Here is a 19,597-nt window from a genome sequence, read left to right as displayed (position 1 = left end):
AATGCCAACATGAATATCATTTTCTTTGCAATGGATAAACAGAGCCTTGAGTAACCATCGTGATAAAAGCTCCGCTGCGACGCGAATGCTGACCATTATCGAACATATTTCACAATCAGATGCCCCTTTATCGCCATCAGATATTGCACGTGATTTAGCGATCCCTCAGCCGACAGTGCACCGCTTGCTAGCCCAACTGAAACAAGATGGTTATCTACAGATGAGTCTGGGAGGGCTTTGGGAACCGGGTAATCGGCTATTCCGTATTTCACAGGGAGTGTGGAACAGCCCCCGTTTTAAATCTGGAAGGAAGATGATATTAAAAACACTCGCTAACGAAGTGAATGAAACCTGTGGTATCTCTGTCCCTAACGGTTTGGAAATGCTCTATTACGAACGTGTTCAAGCCAATTGGCCACTACAGATTAACCTACCAGAAGGTAGCCAAACTCCCCTTTGGTGTACGGCCAGCGGTAAGCTTTATCTGGCTAACTTACCTATGGCAAAACGTGAAAATCTGCTTCAAACTCTTCCCATCCATAAAATGACTCGCAATACGATTACCGATCTTTTCGATTTAAATTATGAGCTAAACAAAATAGCACAAACACAGCTCAGTACTGATAATGAAGAGTTCATTGACGGCATGGTTGCCTGTTCTGTTCCCGTTAAAGATCAAAAAAATCGATTGATTGCCTGTGTTTATGTTCATGCTCCTTCTATTCGTATTTCATTGGAATCTTTATTGCAGTTTGCTACTCCTATGCGTCAGGCGGCACAAGCTCTCAGCAAGCTTGAGCACTGTTAATTGTTATTGGCAAGTTTTTACGTTGCCTCGATCGTCAGACAAATCTTCAATAATCTAATGGAGGATATCTTCAGCTTATATTTCTCTCTCCTCCACCCACAAACTATTTTATTCCTTTTTATTCTTATAATAAGGAATAAATAAATTAAGCGTTCCACCCCAAAAGACACCATCCGATAAGCCACAAATAAAACCAAATAGTAAATTAAAATTGTACGAATATAACAAATTAGAGTGAATACTCATGATGGCAGAAATAATAAACTTCACTATAAAAACAGTGAGAATAAGACTTAAAGTCAAAGGAGTTCCTGAGCGAATGATTAAGCCATTTTCATTACCCTTTCTTAATCTTGGTTGGCTACGCCATAAGCCCCATCCGATAACCCCACCCACAAGGATACCTACAATAAGCGCCAGGAATGCCGAATTTGGAAATGTTGTTTCATTTAACACGCTGTAAACAGCCCATATTAAAAACAAAACTGGCATAAAAAACAGTCGATCAATGCGCATTTCCCTGTCATATAACGCATTGATACCCCGTTTAATCAGAAAAGCCAATAAAATCCAAACCCAGATAGGAGTACCTTTAATAATGGCTAAAATTGACATATCATTCACCTTTCTTACATTGAGCATTAAGCCCTTTACATTTTAAATAAAATAGTCCATCCTTCATATTTATTCACCATTAAACTCACGATTATTAATATGATATGGACTGAGTCATGATGTCAGTATCAGTTGATAATGACATGCAAAGTTAAAAGTAACAATCTGAAATAATACCAAAGATAAACAAGTTGCATTTAGCTATTACCAAACTCAAAAACACTTGGGATAGGAAAATTATTTCGTTAGAAACCTATAATACTGAAATAGTATTATGTTCAATAACAAACCATATATTTGGTAAAATACAATTCTATTTCACACCAAATTTTCATTAACCTCCCATTTTTAATCATAATATAGGGGATAAGCAGTGACATTTTTAGGAATAGTCAATAGTAAAGAATATAAGACATGGAAGCATCCAACCCCCTTTCTCCCTTGTTTTCATTTTCATGAAATCCATGAATCAGAATCTATAAAGGTACCAGCGAAAGAAATAATCCAAGCTGTAAAAGACTTTGAAATGTCCGATGATTTCTTTATTAAGACTTTGTCCAAAATCAGAAATGTGCCAACCCATTTGCTTAATAAATTAGGAAGAACAAACAATAACCAAGAATTTGGCTTAAAAACCTTTACCCCACTTAATGAAAATAGCCATGAAATATCAATGGGATTAACTGGCAGGTTTTGGCAAGCGGATTTAGGTATCATACACCAATCTGATCTAGAATCATTTATTAACTTTGATGATCATAAATCAGCCAAATTGGTGCTACGCTTTTTAGTCAGGGAACATCTTAATGGCTACCATTCACTAGTGACCGAAACATTCATTTTTTTCCCCAATGATAATGTCAAGAAAAAATTTACTTTCTACTGGTTTATAATTAGGCCAGCCAGTGGATTTATCCGAAAAAGAGCGCTATCTGTAATAATTAACAAGTTAAAAAATAAACATGCCTGAGACATAATTAATTTTCTTGTCAAGGAAATGTAATCATAGCTCTCAGGCATGATAAATTTACACATCTGATACTAATGCGATAAAAACTCCTTCAAAAATGGCATTAATAACTCAAGTTTTTCTTCATGAGGAGAATGACCAGTAAAAAGAATATTTAATATATAAGTATAAGTGACTTGAGCAAGCTAACTCAGTTAAGTGAATGCGTGACACTAAGCTATCCTTATCCATCCCACACTGCCATTAATTCACAAGTGATCTTACGGATAGCTTAATCAGAACATTATCTCCTTCATTTTTCTTAATCCAAAGGACAAACTCGGATCATATGGCCATCAGGATCTTTCACGAGGAAAGTGCGACCAAAAACGTCAGTATAGGGTTCCTGCTGAATTTCAATGTTTGGATTTTGTTGCCATTTCTCAAAGAGCTGATCAACCTCTTCGCAAGTTGGTAGCATAATACCAATTTCTGAAAACCGTGGCACTGTGTTGTCTGGCTTCGTTCCTCCGCTCCAAATAGCAAAAATAATTTCTTTACCTACAGTAAATGCGACGTAACGCGGGCTGGAAAAAATTGGTTCAGCATTAAAAATAGTTGCATAAAAGGCTGTAGAGCGCTCTATATCAGAAACGTAAATCAGTTGAAGATTAGGCTTAACAACAGAAACAAGTTTTTCTGTCTCAGTTTTTTCAACCACAGCTTTAAGCCTTGAGAGTGTCTCGACCAGATCCTGCGTCACTTGTTTAAAAAAACTTACCGCTTGGGCATCAGAAAGTTGGTTTTCAGGCTCAAAAGAAACGCTCACCTGAATGCCATGTGCCATATTATTTTCGCCAATCAAAATTTGGTGACAGAAAGTTAACACTCCCATTTGTGACAAATTGACTTGATCAGTGAATTCTTTATTGACTTCAATATTTGCAAGATAAAAACGAATTTCCGGCATACCACTCAATACCATTCTGCCGTATTGCCCTGTTTTCACTTCACCTTCAAATTCAAAATATTCAAGATCAACTTCCCATTTTTTTCGCAAATTAAAATCAATATAGTGGGCCCAAATCTGGGATGGCTTTGCATTTACCGATGTAGAAAAAGTTAGGGTTAGCATAAAAAAACTCCAACAGTCAGATAGCAGGTTCAGTACATTAAGAATCCTCAAGATAACAAACCCGTGTGACAGTTTTTGTCAGTAGTTTAGTTAATGCGCTATTTTTTCCATTTCCCGCCATTCTTTAAGTAACGACTGTCTTGAACGGGGATAACACTGTTGTTCTATCTTCAAATAGCTCATTCTATCCGACCTGAAATGGCGAAATGTTTTTCTTAATTCACACCAACCAATAACAATACTGATATTCTCAAAATATCCCAATGCAAATGGCCATATTGTTCTTGTCGATTGATTGTTTTTCAGATCTAAATAAGTGAAAGTGATTTTATGCCGATTACTGATCGCTTGCCGTATTTGCGGGATATCAGTGGAAGGTTCAATTTTCGTAGCAGCAGGCCCAATTAATAATGAATTCGTCTCAAGATATTGTTTGAGTTCTGTTGGGATAACTGCTGCAATTTTATTAATCGCACTATTTGCGGATGTTTTTAATTGTGAATCAGCGCGTTTTGCCACCCAACTAACCCCTAATGCTAAGGCTTCTATTTCATTTTGCGTTAACATCAACGGTGGTAAAACAAATCCTGGCCGTAAGACATAGCCTATACCCGTTTCTCCCTCTATACTTGCACCTTGAACCTGTAAGGTCGCAATATCCCGATAGAGAGTCCTTAAGCTAATGTTCAATTTCTGCGCCAATACCTTGCCCTGCACGGGAAAGTGATAACTGCGTAATATTTCCATCAAAGTTAACAAACGTTGTGCTCTAGACAATTTATCATATCCTTAATGTTAACCAATTGATTCATCTAAACTGCATTATCATTATTTCATAATTGCTTTTAAACTGTATAACAGCAGTAAATCTATTACTGGCACCAATTCTGGACATTGCGATGTCTCACTCAAGGTAAAAGAGACGAGTTAGTTAACTTTTTGACATGTAACACTTTTCTGAGCTGATAAAAGCGATATGCTGGCATTACTTTTTTCAGCTCATCTTTTGCTATCCTATTTTTTGGTTCTTAATTAAATGAATACTCGTAAAATTAAGGGAATACGTCCTTTTAGTGCGCTTATCGACGCTTGTTGGAAAGAAACTTACTCTTTTCACCGTCTTATCAAAGACATGATTGCCGGGATCACCGTGGGAATCATTGCTATCCCACTGGCAATGGCTCTGGCAATCGGCAGTGGTGTGGCACCACAATATGGCCTGTATACTGCGGCTATTGCTGGTATTATTATTGCTGTGACAGGAGGATCACGCTATAGCGTTTCCGGCCCAACGGCAGCTTTTGTGGTGATACTCTATCCTGTATCACAGCAATTTGGCCTCAGTGGCCTTCTTATCGCCACGCTCATGTCTGGCATTATTTTGCTTATCATGGGATTAGCGAGATTTGGCCGATTGATTGAGTACATTCCACTGTCTGTTACGCTTGGATTCACTTCGGGTATTGCTATTACTATCGCGACCATGCAAGTACAAAATTTTTTCGGCCTGAAACTAGACCATGTGCCAGAAAATTATATTAATAAGGTGATTGCCCTCTCCCAAGCGTTTCCTTCATTACAACTCAGCGATACTCTCATCGGTTTAACAACACTGCTGGTATTGATTCTCTGGCCAAAACTAGGGTTAAAGTTACCCGGTCACTTACCGGCGTTGGTGGCTGGTACAGGTATCATGGGGATCATACATCTGTTAGGCCATGATGTGGCAACAATTGGTTCGTCATTTAGCTATACGCTGGAAGATGGTACACAAGGCCAAGGTATTCCCCCTATTCTTCCCCAATTTATCCTGCCATGGCAATTGCCTGATACTCACTCTCTTGATATTAGCTGGAATACAGTATCAGCATTACTGCCCGCTGCATTTTCTATGGCAATGTTAGGAGCAATTGAATCCCTGTTGTGCGCCGTTATTCTGGATGGCATGACCGGAAAAAAACATCATTCCAACAGTGAATTGATCGGCCAAGGAATGGGTAATATTGTCGCTCCTTTCTTTGGTGGGATCACCGCAACTGCGGCTATCGCTCGTTCAGCCGCCAATGTGCGGGCAGGTGCAACCTCACCAATTGCCGCTGTCGTTCACTCCCTGCTGGTATTGTTGGCGCTGCTGGTTCTTGCCCCAATGCTTTCTTATTTACCGCTTGCCGCTATGTCAGCCATTTTGTTAATTGTGGCGTGGAATATGAGTGAAGCCCATAAGGTCATAGACCTCATCCGCCGTGCCCCCAAAGACGATATCATTGTCATGTTGCTGTGTATGTCATTAACCGTTCTGTTTGATATGGTGGTGGCAATCACAATAGGCATTGTGCTGGCTTCACTGCTGTTTATGCGCAAAATTGCCAATATGACCCGAATCAGCATTTCTCCTGCAACAAACCATGATACAGGTTTGTTGGTTGTGCGAATTAATGGTCCTCTTTTTTTCGCAGCCGCAGAACGTATTTTTGCTGAACTGAAAGAACAAGGAACCAATTATCACACCATTATTATGCAGTGGGATGCTGTTCCGGTGCTGGATGCAGGCGGGCTACATGCTTTTCAAGGATTTGTCCGAGAGATGGGAAAAGAGAAACATATCGTTGTGTGCGATATCTCCTTCCAGCCCTTGAAAACGCTGGCACGAGCCAAAGTCGAACCAATTAAAGGGCAATTAAGCTTTTATGCCACTTTATCCAAGGCACTGGAAGAAATAGATTAACCTAAATCTCCAGATAAGAATATTAGATGCTTTTTTGGTCTAAAATTCTTATCGTTATTGCAAAATTCAAGATAAGGCTTTGAGAAAAGATCTGGACAAGGAAAAATGCATTGTATCGACATTTCAACTTAATGAGATAGGCGCTAAAAAAATAAAACTGAATTCACTACTGGTTGATGGAGATTTTAATCATTTAAATGCGGATGGATTAATTGGAAATAACTTCTTCAATCAATATGCAGTATTAATTGACTTTCCTGGTAAGAGATTATTTATTAAAGATAATGCGTAAATCAGCGGTTACAGGACAAAATGTCTGTAACCGTATTATCAAAAAAACAAATAGATCCCGTGATTATTTGCTGGTATCCAGCTCTGGGAAACTTTTCACTACATCATCAATGGCTTTCATCTGCATCAGGAATGGCTCCAGTTTTGCCAATGGTAATGCTGATGGGCCATCACATTTTGCATTTTCTGGATCAGGATGGGCTTCAAGGAACAAACCGGCAATTCCTACCGCCATACCAGCACGTGCCAACTCTGACACTTGCGCACGGCGACCGCCGGAAGCTGCACCAAATGGATCACGGCATTGCAATGAGTGAGTGACGTCAAAAATCACTGGTGAGCCATTGGTTGCCTGTTTCATGACACCAAAGCCCAACATATCGACGACCAGATTGTCGTAACCAAAATTACTGCCACGGTCACACAGTATTACCTGATCGTTGCCACCTTCTTTAAATTTGTCAACGATATTTCCCATCTGCCCTGGGCTAACAAACTGAGGTTTTTTGACATTGATAACTGCGTTAGTTTTTGCCATCGCTTCAACCAGATCAGTCTGGCGAGCCAGGAAAGCGGGAAGCTGGATGACATCAACCACATCTGCAACAACTTGGGCTTGCGCGGGTTCATGTACATCAGTGATGATCTTCACGCCAAAAGTCTGCTTCAGCTCTTGAAAGATTTTCATTCCTTCTTCCAGACCAGGCCCGCGATAGGAGTGGATCGAAGAACGGTTAGCCTTATCAAAAGACGCCTTAAAAACATAAGGAATGCCCAGTTTTTGCGTTACAGCCACATAGTGTTCACAAATACGCATGGCCAAATCCCGTGACTCAAGGACATTCATACCACCAAACAGTACAAAAGGCAGATCATTTGCGACCTTGATGTCACCAATATTAACCACTTTTTGTTGCATGTTTATACCTTCTCTTGTTAAGGGCAAATAAATTTGCTGTATTCATAAAAAATAAATAAAAAGCAGAGAAATACCGCTTTATAACGCCTCTAATGGAGGATGATTGCTCTCTGATCAATGGAGTTAATCTGCATTTTTATCATTTCTGAAATCGGGTCCTCAGGGCAATGTTCCACGAAATAACTCAAATCTGAAACAGCAATGTGATTGCAATCGAGCTGCGCATAAATCAGCCCTCGGTCGCGAATTTCATACGGATCATCAGGATCGAACATCAGCACGACTTCGCTGGCTCTTAACGCCAACTCCATTTTTTTCTCTTCCATCAAGGAAATTTTGATGATATCGGTGATTTTTCGCACAATACTGATATTATCAGCTTCCTGTAAGTCTTTATTTTCCAAACTAACCGTTGGGCCAATATTGCCTTTCAACCAGACATCAAGGATATGTTCGTTAAGCGTATCGCCATTCATCGGGTTAATAAACCATGTCGGCTCATCAGCCAAATCAACCCGCAAAATTAGCTGTGTCGGGAATATAACAGGCTGTACAGGCAATGCCAGCACCTGAGCAATATGTGCAAACACCGTTCCCAATGTTACGGGTGCGCCTTGGTGCGAACGTAATACACCATCCAACCACAGGGTATCAGACAAACAATACACCCCATTCGCTCCACCAAATTTCCATTTTCGATAAAAAAGCGTCAATAGCGCTTGTAATTTTGCTTTAGTGTCAGTAATAGAGGAAAGTTTTTGTCGAGCTTCGTCAACCAATGCCGTTAATTGCTCAGTCACTGTTGTTTGGGGGAAATCAGGACGAATGGCTCGTGTTACCAGAATAATACCATCTATCAGGGAAGCATTATTGAATTCATAATTAACTATGGTTTTCATCTTTATTCCATTGACCTACCGTGATACGTTCGTTACCACCATAATCCTGAAAAGTGGCTATCTGTTGATAACCTTTTTCCAAAAATAGGTTTCTGACAACGATTCCCTGTTTCCAGCCATGTTCCAATAATAGCCATCCGTTTGGCAACAGGAAGTGGCGAGCCTGCGCTATAATTGTCTGCAAATCTGCTATACCATTTTGTGCAGCGATCAATGCAGTGGCTGGTTCAAACCTGACATCTCCTTCGCGCAAATGAGGGTCAAGCTCATCAATATAGGGAGGATTACTAACAATCATATCAAATTGTCTTTCCCCAACCGCAGAAAACCATTCACTTTGCAGAAAATTCACATTGTGAACGGACAGTTTTTCCGCGTTTCTTGCAGCATTATGTTTTGCCAATGCTACTGCATCAGGATTGATATCCACCCCAGTCACATGACAATCATGCCGCTCACTTGCCAGCGCCAATGCAATTGCCCCTGTCCCCGTGCCGAGATCCAGAATTTGTGCCGACAAATCAGGCAATAGTTCGAGGGCTTTTTCAACCAAGCATTCCGTATCAGGGCGTGGGATTAAAGTTGCTGGTGATACAGTAAGAGATAACGACCAAAATTCACGCTCTCCCACAATATAAGCAATCGGTTCACCCTGAATACGACGAGCCAGCAAGGCATCAAGCTGGCTAGCTTCCTCTGGGGAAATAGGGGTTTCATTAAATGCAATTAAATAAGTGCGGGAACGCCCTGTGACGTGTTGCAACAGGATTTCTGCATCACGCTTAGGGCTATCACTTTCAGTCAACTGCATAGCTGCATGTCGGAGCCAATGTTGATAATTCATCAATCCTGCTCTGACAATGCGGATAATTGGTCTGCCTGATATTCAGTAATGATGGGCTGGATAAGCATATCCAGTTTGCCTTCCATTACCTCCTCAAGGCGGTATAACGTTAGGTTGATACGGTGATCAGTAACCCGTCCCTGTGGGAAATTATAGGTGCGGTTGCGATCTGAACGGTCACCGGAGCCCAGCAAATTGCGGCGTTCAGAGGCCTCGGCTTCCTGACGCTTTCGCATCTCAGCGGCACGAATACGTGCAGCAAGCACAGACATGGCTTTTGCTTTGTTCTTATGCTGAGAACGCTCATCCTGACACTCCACAACAATACCTGTTGGCAAGTGAGTAATGCGAATTGCGGAGTCAGTGGTGTTGACGTGCTGTCCGCCCGCACCGGAAGAACGATAAGTATCAATTTTCAGGTCACTTGAACTGATTTCCGGTAATTCCGCTTCTGGGATTTCCGGCAAAATGGCAACTGTGCAAGCAGAAGTGTGAATACGCCCTTGAGATTCAGTCTCCGGTACACGCTGAACACGGTGACCACCCGACTCAAATTTCAGGTGACCATAAACTTGTTCACCAGAAATTTTGGCAATCACTTCTTTATATCCACCATGTTCACCTTCATTGGCACTCATGATCTCAACTTTCCAACGGCGGGACTCTGCATAACGGCTATACATGCGGAATAAATCTCCGGCAAATATCGCAGCTTCATCCCCCCCCGTTCCGGCACGAACTTCAAGAAAACAGTTGCGCTCATCATCCGGATCTTTTGGTAATAACAGCAATTGCAGTTGCTGTTCCAGCTCTTCATTACGAATTTTTGCGTTTTTGAGTTCTTCCTGCGCCATTTCCCGCATTTCGGGATCATCAAGCATCATCTCGGCTGTTTCAATATCATCCTGAACACTTTTCCAGGCTTTAAAACAGTTAGTCACATCGGTCAGTTGAGCATATTCCTTTGATAACGCGCGAAAACGCTCTTGATCAGCAATAACTTCAGCATCACCGAGGTGAGCCAAAACTTCTTCATGGCGTTCTTGTAATGCTTCCAATTTAGCGACAATAGAAGGCTTCATTCGTAATATCAGACCTTATTTAGAATAGGGTTAGGTTAGTTATGATCCAGCCCAAGGCTGTCCCGTAATAGATTCAGGCGTTCCAAATCGCCATCGCTGGCAGCCTGTTGGAGAGATTTAGTCGGTGTATGGATCAGACGATTCGTCAACTGGTAGGTCAATTGGTTAATGATCTGTTCAGCATCAGCGCCCTGCCTTATGGACATCAATGCTTTTGCTGTCATCTCAGCCCTAATTTTCTCTGCCTGCTCTCGATATTCGCGAATTGTATTAACAGCGCCTTGAGAACGCAACCAATCCATGAAATGGCTGCTTTCTTGTTGTACAATACCTTCCGCAACAACTGCCGCTGCTTTACGTTGGGCAAGATTTTGCTGAATGATAGCCTGTAAATCATCCACACTGTACAGATAAACATCACTCAATTTTTCCACATCCGGTTCAATATCACGAGGAACGGCAATGTCAATCAGTAACATTGGCTGGTTGCGACGTAATTTCAACGCTCTTTCGACCATACCTTTGCCAATGATCGGCAATGGACTGGCGGTGGAGCTAATGACAATATCAGCTTCAGCCAATCGGGTATCGATATCGGGTAGGGAAACAACTTCTGCATTGACTTCACTGGCAAGCATCTGTGCCCGCTCTTTTGTACGGTTGGCGATCATCATGCGATTCACACCATGCTCTTTTAAGTGACGGGCAACCAGTTCAATCGTTTCCCCTGCTCCCACCAGCAAGATATTCAGTCGGGAAAGGGATTCGAAAATTTGCCGCGCAAGTGTACAGGCAGCAAATGCTACAGAAACGGCATTTGCGCCAATTTCCGTTTCTGTTCTGATCCGCTTAGCCACCGAGAAAGATTTTTGGAACAAACGCTCCAATTCACTCGACAGAGATTGATAATTTTGCGACTCAGAGAAAGCCTTTTTCACCTGTCCCAAAATCTGCGGTTCTCCCAATACAAGGGAATCTAAGCCGCTCGCAACTCGCATCAAATGGCTGACGGCCTCATTGTCTAAATACCAGTAGAGGCTGCCTGTCAAATCATCAGGGTTAAGCTGATGATATCTACATAGCCAATGAATTAGCTGTTGTTTAAAATTACCCTGCTGTTCAACGCTGAGGTACAGCTCTGTACGGTTGCAGGTGGACAACACGACGCCACCCCGCACCAGTGGCTGCTGGAGCAAGTCATCAAGCGCTAATCCTATCGTGTCAGGAGAAAAAGACACCCGCTCACGTAAAGAAACAGGCGCTGTTTTATGGTTGATACCGAGTGCTAATAAAGTCATCTTAACTGCATTGAGTTATCACGGGCGGTAAAGTCATGATGATATCGATAATTATTCTCATAAACTCACACCCTTCATAAGGACTCTCATTGGTCGAGCATTCTACTTGATGCATCAGTTTAATAAAAGTCAATCAGGCGGTTCTGCGATAATTTTATTTGAGAATTCTCAGCAAAATTTCGCTAAATTACCCCCTATGATTATAGACTTGAGTAGCACGCTTTAAGTTGTCATATAAATATTGCCATATTTATAACCGACAGCGTTTTATAATCAACAGAATACTAAGCTTTCTTATCACCAAGGGTTACCGTATGAAAATGTCTGTTTTTTTTCGCCTACTTCCCCTCTCCGGTGTTTTACTGACTGCCTGTACAGTCACGCAACCCCCTATGGGTACAGGATCAGCGGATACACCACAATGGCATGTCCGTGAGCAGCAACTGCAAAAATTAGGGCATTACCAAACCCGAGGTTCTTTCGCTTATCTGGCAAATGAAAAAAAAGTGTACGCCCGATTTTTCTGGCAACAATATTCGCCTGACAATTATAAGTTATTGCTGCTCAATCCATTGGGTACAACAGAATTGGAATTATTTGTCGAACCGAATATGATCCAGCTCACTGACAATAATGGTAAAAAATATCTCAGTAATGAGCCTGAATCTTTAATTTACCAACTGACTAATATGAATATTCCTCTGGATAATCTACGAAGTTGGATTATTGGTTTGCCTGGTAATGCCAAAGATTTTCAGTTGGATGCAGATTACCTGCTTAAATCCGTAAGTGACAAAAAAAATGGTGAGATTTGGCGAGTCAATTATCAAGGATACGATACATCGATCACGCCAGCTTTACCCACTCGACTGGAGCTTACACAAGGAAACAACCGCATAAAATTAAAGATGGATAATTGGACGATTCAATAATGATTTTAACCTGGCCTTCTCCAGCAAAATTGAATTTATTTTTGTATATCACAGGACAACGACCTGATGGCTACCATAAACTGCAAACGTTGTTCCAATTTTTAGATTATGGTGATGAGATCACCATCGCACCACGTCAAGATAATCAGATCCACTTACTGACTCCGGTTGCAGGCGTAGCCCATGATGACAATTTGATTGTGCGGGCAGCCCGATTATTGCAGAACCATCTATTACAAAAACGCACATTGCAGAATCACAATGTGACTCAATCCGGCAACGAACACTTGGGAGCCGATATTCGCGTTGATAAATGTCTGCCGATGGGCGGAGGTTTGGGAGGCGGCTCTTCCAATGCTGCAACGGTATTAATTGCCCTCAATCACCATTGGCAAGCCAATCTGTCCGATGATGAATTGGCACAGCTTGGCGTATGTCTTGGGGCAGACGTTCCTGTCTTTGTCAAAGGTCATGCTGCTTTTGCCGAAGGCATTGGGGAAAAACTCCAGCCTGCTTCACCAGAAGAAAAATGGTTTTTGGTTGCCCACCCTGGCATTGAAATATCAACCCCAACAATTTTTACCGATCCTGAATTAAAAAGAAATTCTCCGATTCGCGCTCTACCCGCATTATTACAGGCACCATTTGCAAATGATTGTGAACCAATCGCAAGAAAACGTTTTCGTGAGGTTGAACAGCTTCTTTTATGGCTGTTAGAATACGCACCGTCACGCCTGACCGGAACCGGTGCATGTGTTTTCGGCGAGTTCGAATCAGAAGCATCGGCCCGTAAGGTGTTAAATGAAACTCCAGAGTGGATGCAGGGATTTGTTGCGCGTGGTGTTAACATTTCTCCATTGCATACATTCCGCTCTGGGATACCCATGTTATTGAACCAATGAGCAATATTTGTTTAATTGGTCAACAATATCTCTCTGGACGCAAGCCTGAGGTTTTTCTCGTGCCCGATATGAAGCTTTTTGCTGGTAATGCCACACCTGAACTAGCACAACGTGTTGCCAACCGCCTGTACACTAACTTGGGAGACGCTGCTGTCGGTCGTTTCAGCGACGGTGAAGTCAGTGTTCAAATCAATGAAAATGTCCGCGGTGGTGATGTTTTCATCATCCAGTCCACTTGTGCACCAACCAACGACAACCTGATGGAATTAGTTGTTATGGTCGATGCGCTACGTCGTGCTTCTGCTGGTCGTATTACCGCTGTTATTCCTTACTTCGGTTATGCCCGTCAGGATCGCCGTGTCCGTTCGGCACGTGTGCCTATCACTGCAAAAGTTGTTGCTGATTTTCTGTCCAGCGTTGGTGTAGACCGTGTTCTCACTGTTGACCTACACGCCGAGCAGATCCAAGGTTTCTTTGATGTTCCAGTTGATAATGTATTTGGTAGCCCAATTCTTCTGGAAGATATGCTCCAGAAAGAGCTGGAAAACCCGATTGTTGTCTCTCCAGATATCGGTGGTGTTGTTCGCGCCCGTGCGATTGCCAAGCTGCTAAACGATACAGATATGGCTATCATCGATAAACGTCGCCCACGTGCAAACGTTTCTCAAGTGATGCATATTATTGGTGATGTTGCTGGCCGTGATTGCGTTCTGGTAGATGACATGATCGATACAGGTGGCACACTGTGCAAAGCGGCTGAGGCATTGAAAGAGCGCGGAGCGAAACGGGTGTTTGCTTATGCAACCCACCCTATTTTCTCTGGCAATGCAGTGGAAAACATCAAGAACTCAGTGATCGATGAATTTGTGGTTTGTGACACAATTCCTCTGTCTGATGAGATTAAGGCGTTGAATAAAGTTCGCACTTTGACACTGTCTGGCATGCTTGCTGAAGCTATTCGCCGTATCAGCAATGAAGAATCAATCTCTGCGATGTTTGAGCATTAATGTTTAAGTTTTAGCGTCAATATTACGCGCTAACTTATTCAAATGATTAAATAACTCATTGCTTGAAAAACCCCGTTGCTGTATTTACAGCAGCGGGGTTTTCTGTTTTTTTGATATAGTTAGCTAATATTTTCATCTTAATTTAATTAATATAATTAATAGTAACAATCTAATAATAATTAATTTTTTCAAAAAGTTACCTAATTTTCGTAAATTTCACCCAATGAAATAAAACGACTAAATTGACATATAATCTAATATTAATGTCCCACAAGCATTCCAATCCATCTGGTACGTCCAGTTCCAAATACTCTAACAATACTGGTGTCATTGAATAGTTGCTGCTAACCTGTCGCACGCTTAATGGCGGTGGTTTTATTTCCTTACATCACACAACAGTATCGGAAAACAGGTATTATTTCTTCTTTAAAAAAACAAATTATCCTAATGAATAAGTTATCAATATTTAGGAATGAAAGAGATAATCTTCGGCTGTGTATTTTATATACACAATTAAGGACTGAACCTTTTAAGATCACATTATCTATAAAAAATGCAAAGTCATATGGAAGTTCAATAACAGGGAACCATACTTAATGCTAGACAGCCGTTATCAATAAGTTAGCTGTCCTATATGGGTTTATTTCAATATTAAACATATCGACTTCTCTAACTCGACTGAGGAAGAGTTGTAGGGTTCTTTTGTTCAAAAATAACACCTTACAAAGTTGAAATGTTGATTAATAACAAAAACTACTTTTTAAGGAGAGTGCCAATGAAAAAGGCATTTTTATTTACACCTGCACTGTTAGCGCTTTCAATCAATGCTATTTCTAATGCTCATGCTTATAGTCAAGTCTATGAATATGGAGACAGCTTGAGTGATGGTGGGAATAACGGAATATTTATGCCAGATGGAAAAGAAAATCCGTTATATCATCAGATTTTTTCCCAACAGGTTACAGGTACAAATTCAGCTCCATCCAATGATGGTGGAACTAATTATGCCCAAGGTGGTGCTACAGCTCTAAAACAATACAGTAAATACGGTTTTAATACGCAAGAACAGGTAAATAGATATCTTAATGCCCATAATGGCAAAGCTGATCCTAACGGCATCTATATTCATTGGGTAGGTGGTAACGACCTTGCCAAGGCTTTGGAAGACGCCTCAAAAGAAAAAGATCCACTACAAGGTCAAAAAGTTGCCGCTGGTATTGTCATCACCAGCGCTACTGCAGCTGCAAATCAAATCAATCAACTTATCGAAAAAGGTGCTGGCTTAGTTATTGCTCCAACCGTTCCTGATGTGAGCACTACTCCTAGATTTTTAGAAACATTACTTCGTCAAGTTATAATTCGCCAAGCCTTAGAATCCAAAGGTATTAAAGATCCTGAAGTTTATGATAATCTACCTGAAGATCAAAAAAAACCCATCGAACAAAAAATCAATGACACGTTGAAATCTGTTCGTGATGGTATTAATGCATATCCTACTCCTAATAGCGATTACCGCCGTCAACTTATTGAAGGTACACTGAAAAAAATTATAGAAAAATCATCTTCAGATAAAGAAACAAAAGAAGAAATAGAAGCAAAATATGAAAAACTTCTCGCTGCCTACAATAAGGCAAGTGAAGATGCATCAAAACTCACTGATCTATACAATGAGCTAGTCGACAAACTAATTAGCGAAGGAAACGGCAATATTTTGCGTGCCGATATCAATGGATTGCTGCATGAAGTGATCGCCAATCCTCTGATTTATGGCATTCAAAATACGTTAGGTTATTCTTGCGAGCAAGGTAAAAGCGCTGATAAATGTTCCTCCAACGACTCAGGATTTACCAAAGACAAAGAATTTTTATTCTCTGATCATTTCCACCCAACCTCGTTGGGTCACAAGATAATGGGCCAATACCTTACCTCTATTTATAATGCGCCATTACAGGTAATATCCCTGACTCAAGTCAACCGTGCCGCCGTTAAAAGTTCCCTTTCTTCCCTTGATGGTCACCTGCAACAACTGCGTAACGGCGGCAATGAACAAGGTAAAGTCGGCGTCTTTGGCGGCTATACTGGCAACCAAGATAAAACCTTTACACTGGGTAGCGATTATCAGCTAATAGATAACTTGCTATTGGGTGCAATGTACTCTAACTATAAAGAGGAACGCTCACCCATAGCTGACTTTTCTTATGGCGGCCGTGGTCATGTTCTGACAGCGTATACTTTGTGGAACTATTATAATAACGGCTGGTTAAGTGGCGATGTCCATTATTCACGCACCAATTATGATAGCCTGACCCGTACCATCCAGCTTGGTGAAGCTACCCGCAGAGAAACAGGCTCAACCACAGGTAAACAGTGGGGAGCACGCATTACCGCAGGCTGGGATATTCCAGTTACTCACTATCTGACCACCAGCCCAATCATTCAGTATGTCTGGGATAAAGGTGAAGTTGATGGTTACCGTGAAGCCGGCAACAATAGCACTTCCATGCATTTTGGTGATCAAGACTACACCTCTAAAGTGGGCACACTGGGCTGGCGCGTGGATACTAAACTAGGCCGTTTCAATCCTTACGCTTCTGTTCAGTTTAATCACCAATTTGGTGATACAAGCTACAAACTGAGCGGCGCCATTAACTCCACCACAATTTCTTTTGTGCAGGAAAGTGGCAAGCAGAGCACTAACTGGCGTCAATATACTGTCGGCGTGAACGCAAACCTGTTCAATAATCTGCGCGGCTTTGCTTCCGTAACCCGTAATGACGGCAATACCCAAGATCCTAGCTACAATTTCAGTTTGGGTATCAACGCTAGTTTCTAAAATACCCGTCTCTGAGGGAACATTTACCCAAGAACGCAAGGCAAAATTACTGTCTTGCGTTTTTGTTTAACCATCATTCAGCATTAATATACGCACGTTAACATTGTGTTTAATTTTCGTATATGCAGATGGAAGTAGTATCGAACTGAAACAATCAGAGAATCAGCCATTAACCGAAGAGAAATAAGTAAATATCCTTTTAAATCAAGGTGTTTTGGCTGGTATGAAAATAATGTGCTGTTTTTTCAGGAGAACTACATGAAAAAATCACTCTTCTTAGTATCAGCCACAACTGTACTATTAGTTAACCTCACGACAAATTCTTATGCCTATAACAACGTATATGTTTTTGGGGATAGTTTGAGTGATGGTGGGAATAACGGAAGATTTACAACAGATGGCAAAAACGCTGAACTCTATGATGAATATATAGCCCGATACTTCACTGGCAAAAAACTATTGCCCTCTAAAAAAGACGGAACCAATTATGCATATGGAGGGGCAACAGCTAACGGTTCAGGGGATCCTATCTGGGATTATATTGCTCCCCCAACAAAGAAACAGCTCAATGATTATTTGCAAGCACACTCTGGACGTGCTGATCCGAATGGAGTGTACATACATTGGGTAGGAGGCAATGATGTAAAGGACGCTCTGGGTGATTTAGAAAAAGGCGATGAAAAAGCAGCGCAACATCGTATCAATGATAGTTCTGCATCCGCAGCATCGCAGATCAATCAACTCATTAAGGCTGGCGCGGGGTTAATTATTGTACCCAATGTTCCTGATATTGGTACAACCCCTAAAATTATGGAAGCAGTACTTAAAGGCGCTTTAAAAAAAAGCAAAATACCTGATGACAAAATCGCCCAAATTCTGAAACAAGCTCATGAGGCTATCAACAAATATCCCACACCGAATACGGAAATCAGAAATAAAATTATCCAGGGAATTTTTAAAAAGATTGCTGAAGGGGCTTCTCCCCAAGATCCAGAAGCAGCGAAAGAAATTTATCGTCAATTGCTTGATGCTTATGATAATACCAGCAAAATTGCTTCCCAATTTTCCGACGAATATAACCAAAACGAAGAGAATCAACTCAGTAACGGCAATATCCTTCGTGCCGATGTCAATCATCTCTTAAGGGAAGTTATTGAGAATCCAACCATCTATGGTATTGCTAATACCCTCGGTTATACTTGTCCACAAGGTAAAATGGCTAATCAGTGTTCTTCTTCCGAATCTGGCTTTGATAAAAACCAATCCTACTTATTTTCCGATGACCTTCACCCAACACCTTACGCACACAAAGTCATCGGCCAATACATTATGTCGATCTACTACGCCCCTTTACAAGTGATGGCATTGAACCACATCAACCGAACCCCAACCACAACCGCTCTAAGCTCACTTGACGGTCATCTGCAACAACTTCGCAATAATCATCAGACCAAAGGGAAAGCTGGCATCTTCGGAGGTTATACAGGGAATCACAATAATACCCTTACATTGGGTAGCGATTATCAACTGACGGATAATTTGCTATTAGGGGCAACCATTTCACGTTATAAAGATGAACAAAATGCAACACCTAATTTCAACTATGCTGCTACTGGTCATGTCATAACAGCTTACACACTATGGAACTACTATGGCAGCGGATGGCTGAACGGCGATGTTCATTATTCACGCACCAATTACGATAACCTGTCACGCTCTATCCAGCTCGGTCAAGCCACTCGCAGAGAATCAGGTTCAACAATGGGCAAACAGTGGGGTTGGCGGATTACAGCAGGCTGGGATATTCCAATTACTCGTTACCTGACCACCAGCCCAATCATCCAATACGCCTGGGACAAAGGAGATATTGATGGTTATCGTGAAACAGGTAACAACAGCACCTCCATGCATTTTGCAGATCAAAACTATCATTCCAGAGTTGGCTCGGTGGGTTGGCGAGTAGATACTAAACTGGGTCGTTTCAATCCTTACGCCTCTATTCTATTCAATCATCAATTCGATGACGAACGCTATACTCTTCGCAGTGCGATAAATTCTACCAAAACAAGTTTCGTCCAACAGGGAGAGAAACAGAATAAAAATCATGTCCAATATACAGTCGGTGTTAACACCAATCTGACCAATGACTTTCACGCATTTGCCGCCGTATCACATGAAAAAAATGATAATGAACCGAATCATGATTACTATTTTAACCTCGGTTTCAATGTTAACTTTTAATATATTGAACATTTAACAAGTAAAAATCCGCCTTCATAGAAGGCGGCTTTGATTTCGCCCCAGAGGGGCGTTACTAGTTCAGACTCTGAGAGCCTTCACTTCACATCCCTTTTAACG

Annotated in this window: 17 protein-coding genes; 9 read left to right on the top strand and 8 right to left on the bottom strand. The window is 41.4% G+C overall.

The genetic code is table 11. The features are described 5' to 3' along the window. Positions 1-46: 46 nt before the first annotated feature. The gene (locus Xentx_RS11890; protein ID WP_139292487.1) at positions 47-808 is read left to right on the top strand and encodes an IclR family transcriptional regulator; all 762 of its coding nucleotides are present in this window, start codon (positions 47-49) and stop codon (positions 806-808) included. A 108-nt stretch (positions 809-916) separates the two neighbouring features. Here the strand turns inward: Xentx_RS11890 and Xentx_RS11885 are convergent, their stop codons facing one another. Continuing rightward, positions 917-1,423, bottom strand: a complete 507-nt coding sequence (locus Xentx_RS11885) for a DUF6622 family protein (RefSeq protein ID WP_074020449.1) — start codon at positions 1,421-1,423, stop codon at positions 917-919. Between the two features lie 373 nt (positions 1,424-1,796). On the opposite strand from Xentx_RS11885, the gene Xentx_RS11880 reads away from it, so the two are divergent. Further along, positions 1,797-2,393, top strand: a complete 597-nt coding sequence (locus Xentx_RS11880; RefSeq protein WP_074020448.1) for a hypothetical protein — start codon at positions 1,797-1,799, stop codon at positions 2,391-2,393. Positions 2,394-2,694: 301 nt separating this feature from the next. Here Xentx_RS11880 and Xentx_RS19595 read toward each other — a convergent pair whose 3' ends face one another. Together Xentx_RS19595 and Xentx_RS11870 are read right to left on the bottom strand one after the other, a co-directional pair. After that, positions 2,695-3,507, bottom strand: coding sequence for a VOC family protein (locus Xentx_RS19595; protein WP_244149858.1), 813 nt, complete (start codon positions 3,505-3,507; stop codon positions 2,695-2,697). 90 nt (positions 3,508-3,597) lie between these two features. Continuing rightward, positions 3,598-4,284, bottom strand: coding sequence for a helix-turn-helix transcriptional regulator (locus tag Xentx_RS11870; RefSeq protein WP_074020447.1), 687 nt, complete (start codon positions 4,282-4,284; stop codon positions 3,598-3,600). Between the two features lie 259 nt (positions 4,285-4,543). Here Xentx_RS11870 and dauA point away from each other — a divergent pair, with 259 nt between their 5' ends. Next, positions 4,544-6,232 (top strand): C4-dicarboxylic acid transporter DauA, encoded by a 1,689-nt coding sequence (gene dauA / locus Xentx_RS11865; protein WP_074020446.1) that lies wholly within the window; start codon positions 4,544-4,546, stop codon positions 6,230-6,232. A 79-nt stretch (positions 6,233-6,311) separates the two neighbouring features. After that, positions 6,312-6,524, top strand: a complete 213-nt coding sequence (locus tag Xentx_RS11860) for a hypothetical protein (protein WP_074020445.1) — start codon at positions 6,312-6,314, stop codon at positions 6,522-6,524. Positions 6,525-6,587: 63 nt separating this feature from the next. On the opposite strand, the gene kdsA is transcribed toward Xentx_RS11860, so the two are convergent. From kdsA to hemA, 5 genes are all read right to left on the bottom strand, one after another. Next, the gene (gene kdsA / locus Xentx_RS11855; RefSeq protein WP_074020444.1) at positions 6,588-7,442 is read right to left on the bottom strand and encodes a 3-deoxy-8-phosphooctulonate synthase; all 855 of its coding nucleotides are present in this window, start codon (positions 7,440-7,442) and stop codon (positions 6,588-6,590) included. An 89-nt stretch (positions 7,443-7,531) separates the two neighbouring features. After that, positions 7,532-8,341, bottom strand: coding sequence for an invasion regulator SirB1 (gene sirB1 / locus Xentx_RS11850; RefSeq protein WP_074020443.1), 810 nt, complete (start codon positions 8,339-8,341; stop codon positions 7,532-7,534). Next, positions 8,325-9,185 carry a peptide chain release factor N(5)-glutamine methyltransferase gene (gene prmC / locus Xentx_RS11845; protein WP_074020442.1) on the bottom strand — a complete coding sequence of 287 codons (861 nt, stop codon included), beginning with the start codon at positions 9,183-9,185 and terminating at the stop codon, positions 8,325-8,327. Before prmC ends, sirB1 begins: the two co-directional genes overlap by 17 nt. Continuing rightward, a complete protein-coding gene (gene prfA / locus Xentx_RS11840) occupies positions 9,185-10,267 on the bottom strand; it encodes a peptide chain release factor 1 (protein WP_074020441.1) in 1,083 nt (360 codons plus the stop codon). Before prfA ends, prmC begins: the two co-directional genes overlap by 1 nt. Before the next feature lie 35 nt (positions 10,268-10,302). Beyond that, positions 10,303-11,565, bottom strand: coding sequence for a glutamyl-tRNA reductase (gene hemA / locus Xentx_RS11835; protein ID WP_074020440.1), 1,263 nt, complete (start codon positions 11,563-11,565; stop codon positions 10,303-10,305). A gap of 314 nt (positions 11,566-11,879) precedes the next feature. On the opposite strand from hemA, the gene lolB reads away from it, so the two are divergent. The 5 genes from lolB (at position 11,880) to Xentx_RS11810 (ending at position 19,480) form a co-directional block, all read left to right on the top strand. Beyond that, on the top strand, positions 11,880-12,497 hold the full coding sequence (lolB, locus tag Xentx_RS11830) for a lipoprotein insertase outer membrane protein LolB (protein WP_074020439.1): 618 nt from the start codon (positions 11,880-11,882) through the stop codon (positions 12,495-12,497). Continuing rightward, a complete protein-coding gene (gene ispE, locus Xentx_RS11825; RefSeq protein WP_074020438.1) occupies positions 12,497-13,399 on the top strand; it encodes a 4-(cytidine 5'-diphospho)-2-C-methyl-D-erythritol kinase in 903 nt (300 codons plus the stop codon). The genes lolB and ispE overlap by 1 nt, the downstream gene beginning before the upstream one ends. Before the next feature lie 59 nt (positions 13,400-13,458). After that, complete coding sequence (gene prs, locus Xentx_RS11820; protein ID WP_120211349.1) at positions 13,459-14,406, top strand: ribose-phosphate diphosphokinase; 948 nt, start codon at positions 13,459-13,461, stop codon at positions 14,404-14,406. A gap of 775 nt (positions 14,407-15,181) precedes the next feature. Then, positions 15,182-17,239 (top strand): autotransporter domain-containing protein, encoded by a 2,058-nt coding sequence (locus tag Xentx_RS11815; RefSeq protein ID WP_074020436.1) that lies wholly within the window; start codon positions 15,182-15,184, stop codon positions 17,237-17,239. 258 nt (positions 17,240-17,497) lie between these two features. Then, positions 17,498-19,480, top strand: coding sequence for an autotransporter outer membrane beta-barrel domain-containing protein (locus Xentx_RS11810; RefSeq protein ID WP_074020435.1), 1,983 nt, complete (start codon positions 17,498-17,500; stop codon positions 19,478-19,480). Positions 19,481-19,597 lie beyond the last annotated feature (117 nt).

Source organism: Xenorhabdus thuongxuanensis (assembly GCF_001908095.1).
GTDB lineage: Bacteria > Pseudomonadota > Gammaproteobacteria > Enterobacterales > Enterobacteriaceae > Xenorhabdus > Xenorhabdus thuongxuanensis.
Note: the sequence above shows the minus strand (reverse complement) of the source record. Positions and strands in the feature narration are given on the sequence as shown.

Bases quoted from the DNA above. Each gene is read 5' to 3' on its own strand.
- Xentx_RS11885 (WP_074020449.1), bottom strand. From the start codon at position 1,423: ATGTCAATTTTAGCCATTATTAAAGGTACTCCTATCTGGGTTTGGATT.
- Xentx_RS19595 (WP_244149858.1), bottom strand. From the start codon at position 3,507: ATGCTAACCCTAACTTTTTCTACATCGGTAAATGCAAAGCCATCCCAG.
- dauA (WP_074020446.1), top strand. From the start codon at position 4,544: ATGAATACTCGTAAAATTAAGGGAATACGTCCTTTTAGTGCGCTTATC.
- kdsA (WP_074020444.1), bottom strand. From the start codon at position 7,442: ATGCAACAAAAAGTGGTTAATATTGGTGACATCAAGGTCGCAAATGAT.
- sirB1 (WP_074020443.1), bottom strand. From the start codon at position 8,341: ATGAAAACCATAGTTAATTATGAATTCAATAATGCTTCCCTGATAGAT.
- prmC (WP_074020442.1), bottom strand. From the start codon at position 9,185: ATGAATTATCAACATTGGCTCCGACATGCAGCTATGCAGTTGACTGAA.
- prfA (WP_074020441.1), bottom strand. From the start codon at position 10,267: ATGAAGCCTTCTATTGTCGCTAAATTGGAAGCATTACAAGAACGCCAT.
- hemA (WP_074020440.1), bottom strand. From the start codon at position 11,565: ATGACTTTATTAGCACTCGGTATCAACCATAAAACAGCGCCTGTTTCT.
- lolB (WP_074020439.1), top strand. From the start codon at position 11,880: ATGAAAATGTCTGTTTTTTTTCGCCTACTTCCCCTCTCCGGTGTTTTA.
- ispE (WP_074020438.1), top strand. From the start codon at position 12,497: ATGATTTTAACCTGGCCTTCTCCAGCAAAATTGAATTTATTTTTGTAT.
- Xentx_RS11815 (WP_074020436.1), top strand. From the start codon at position 15,182: ATGAAAAAGGCATTTTTATTTACACCTGCACTGTTAGCGCTTTCAATC.
- Xentx_RS11810 (WP_074020435.1), top strand. From the start codon at position 17,498: ATGAAAAAATCACTCTTCTTAGTATCAGCCACAACTGTACTATTAGTT.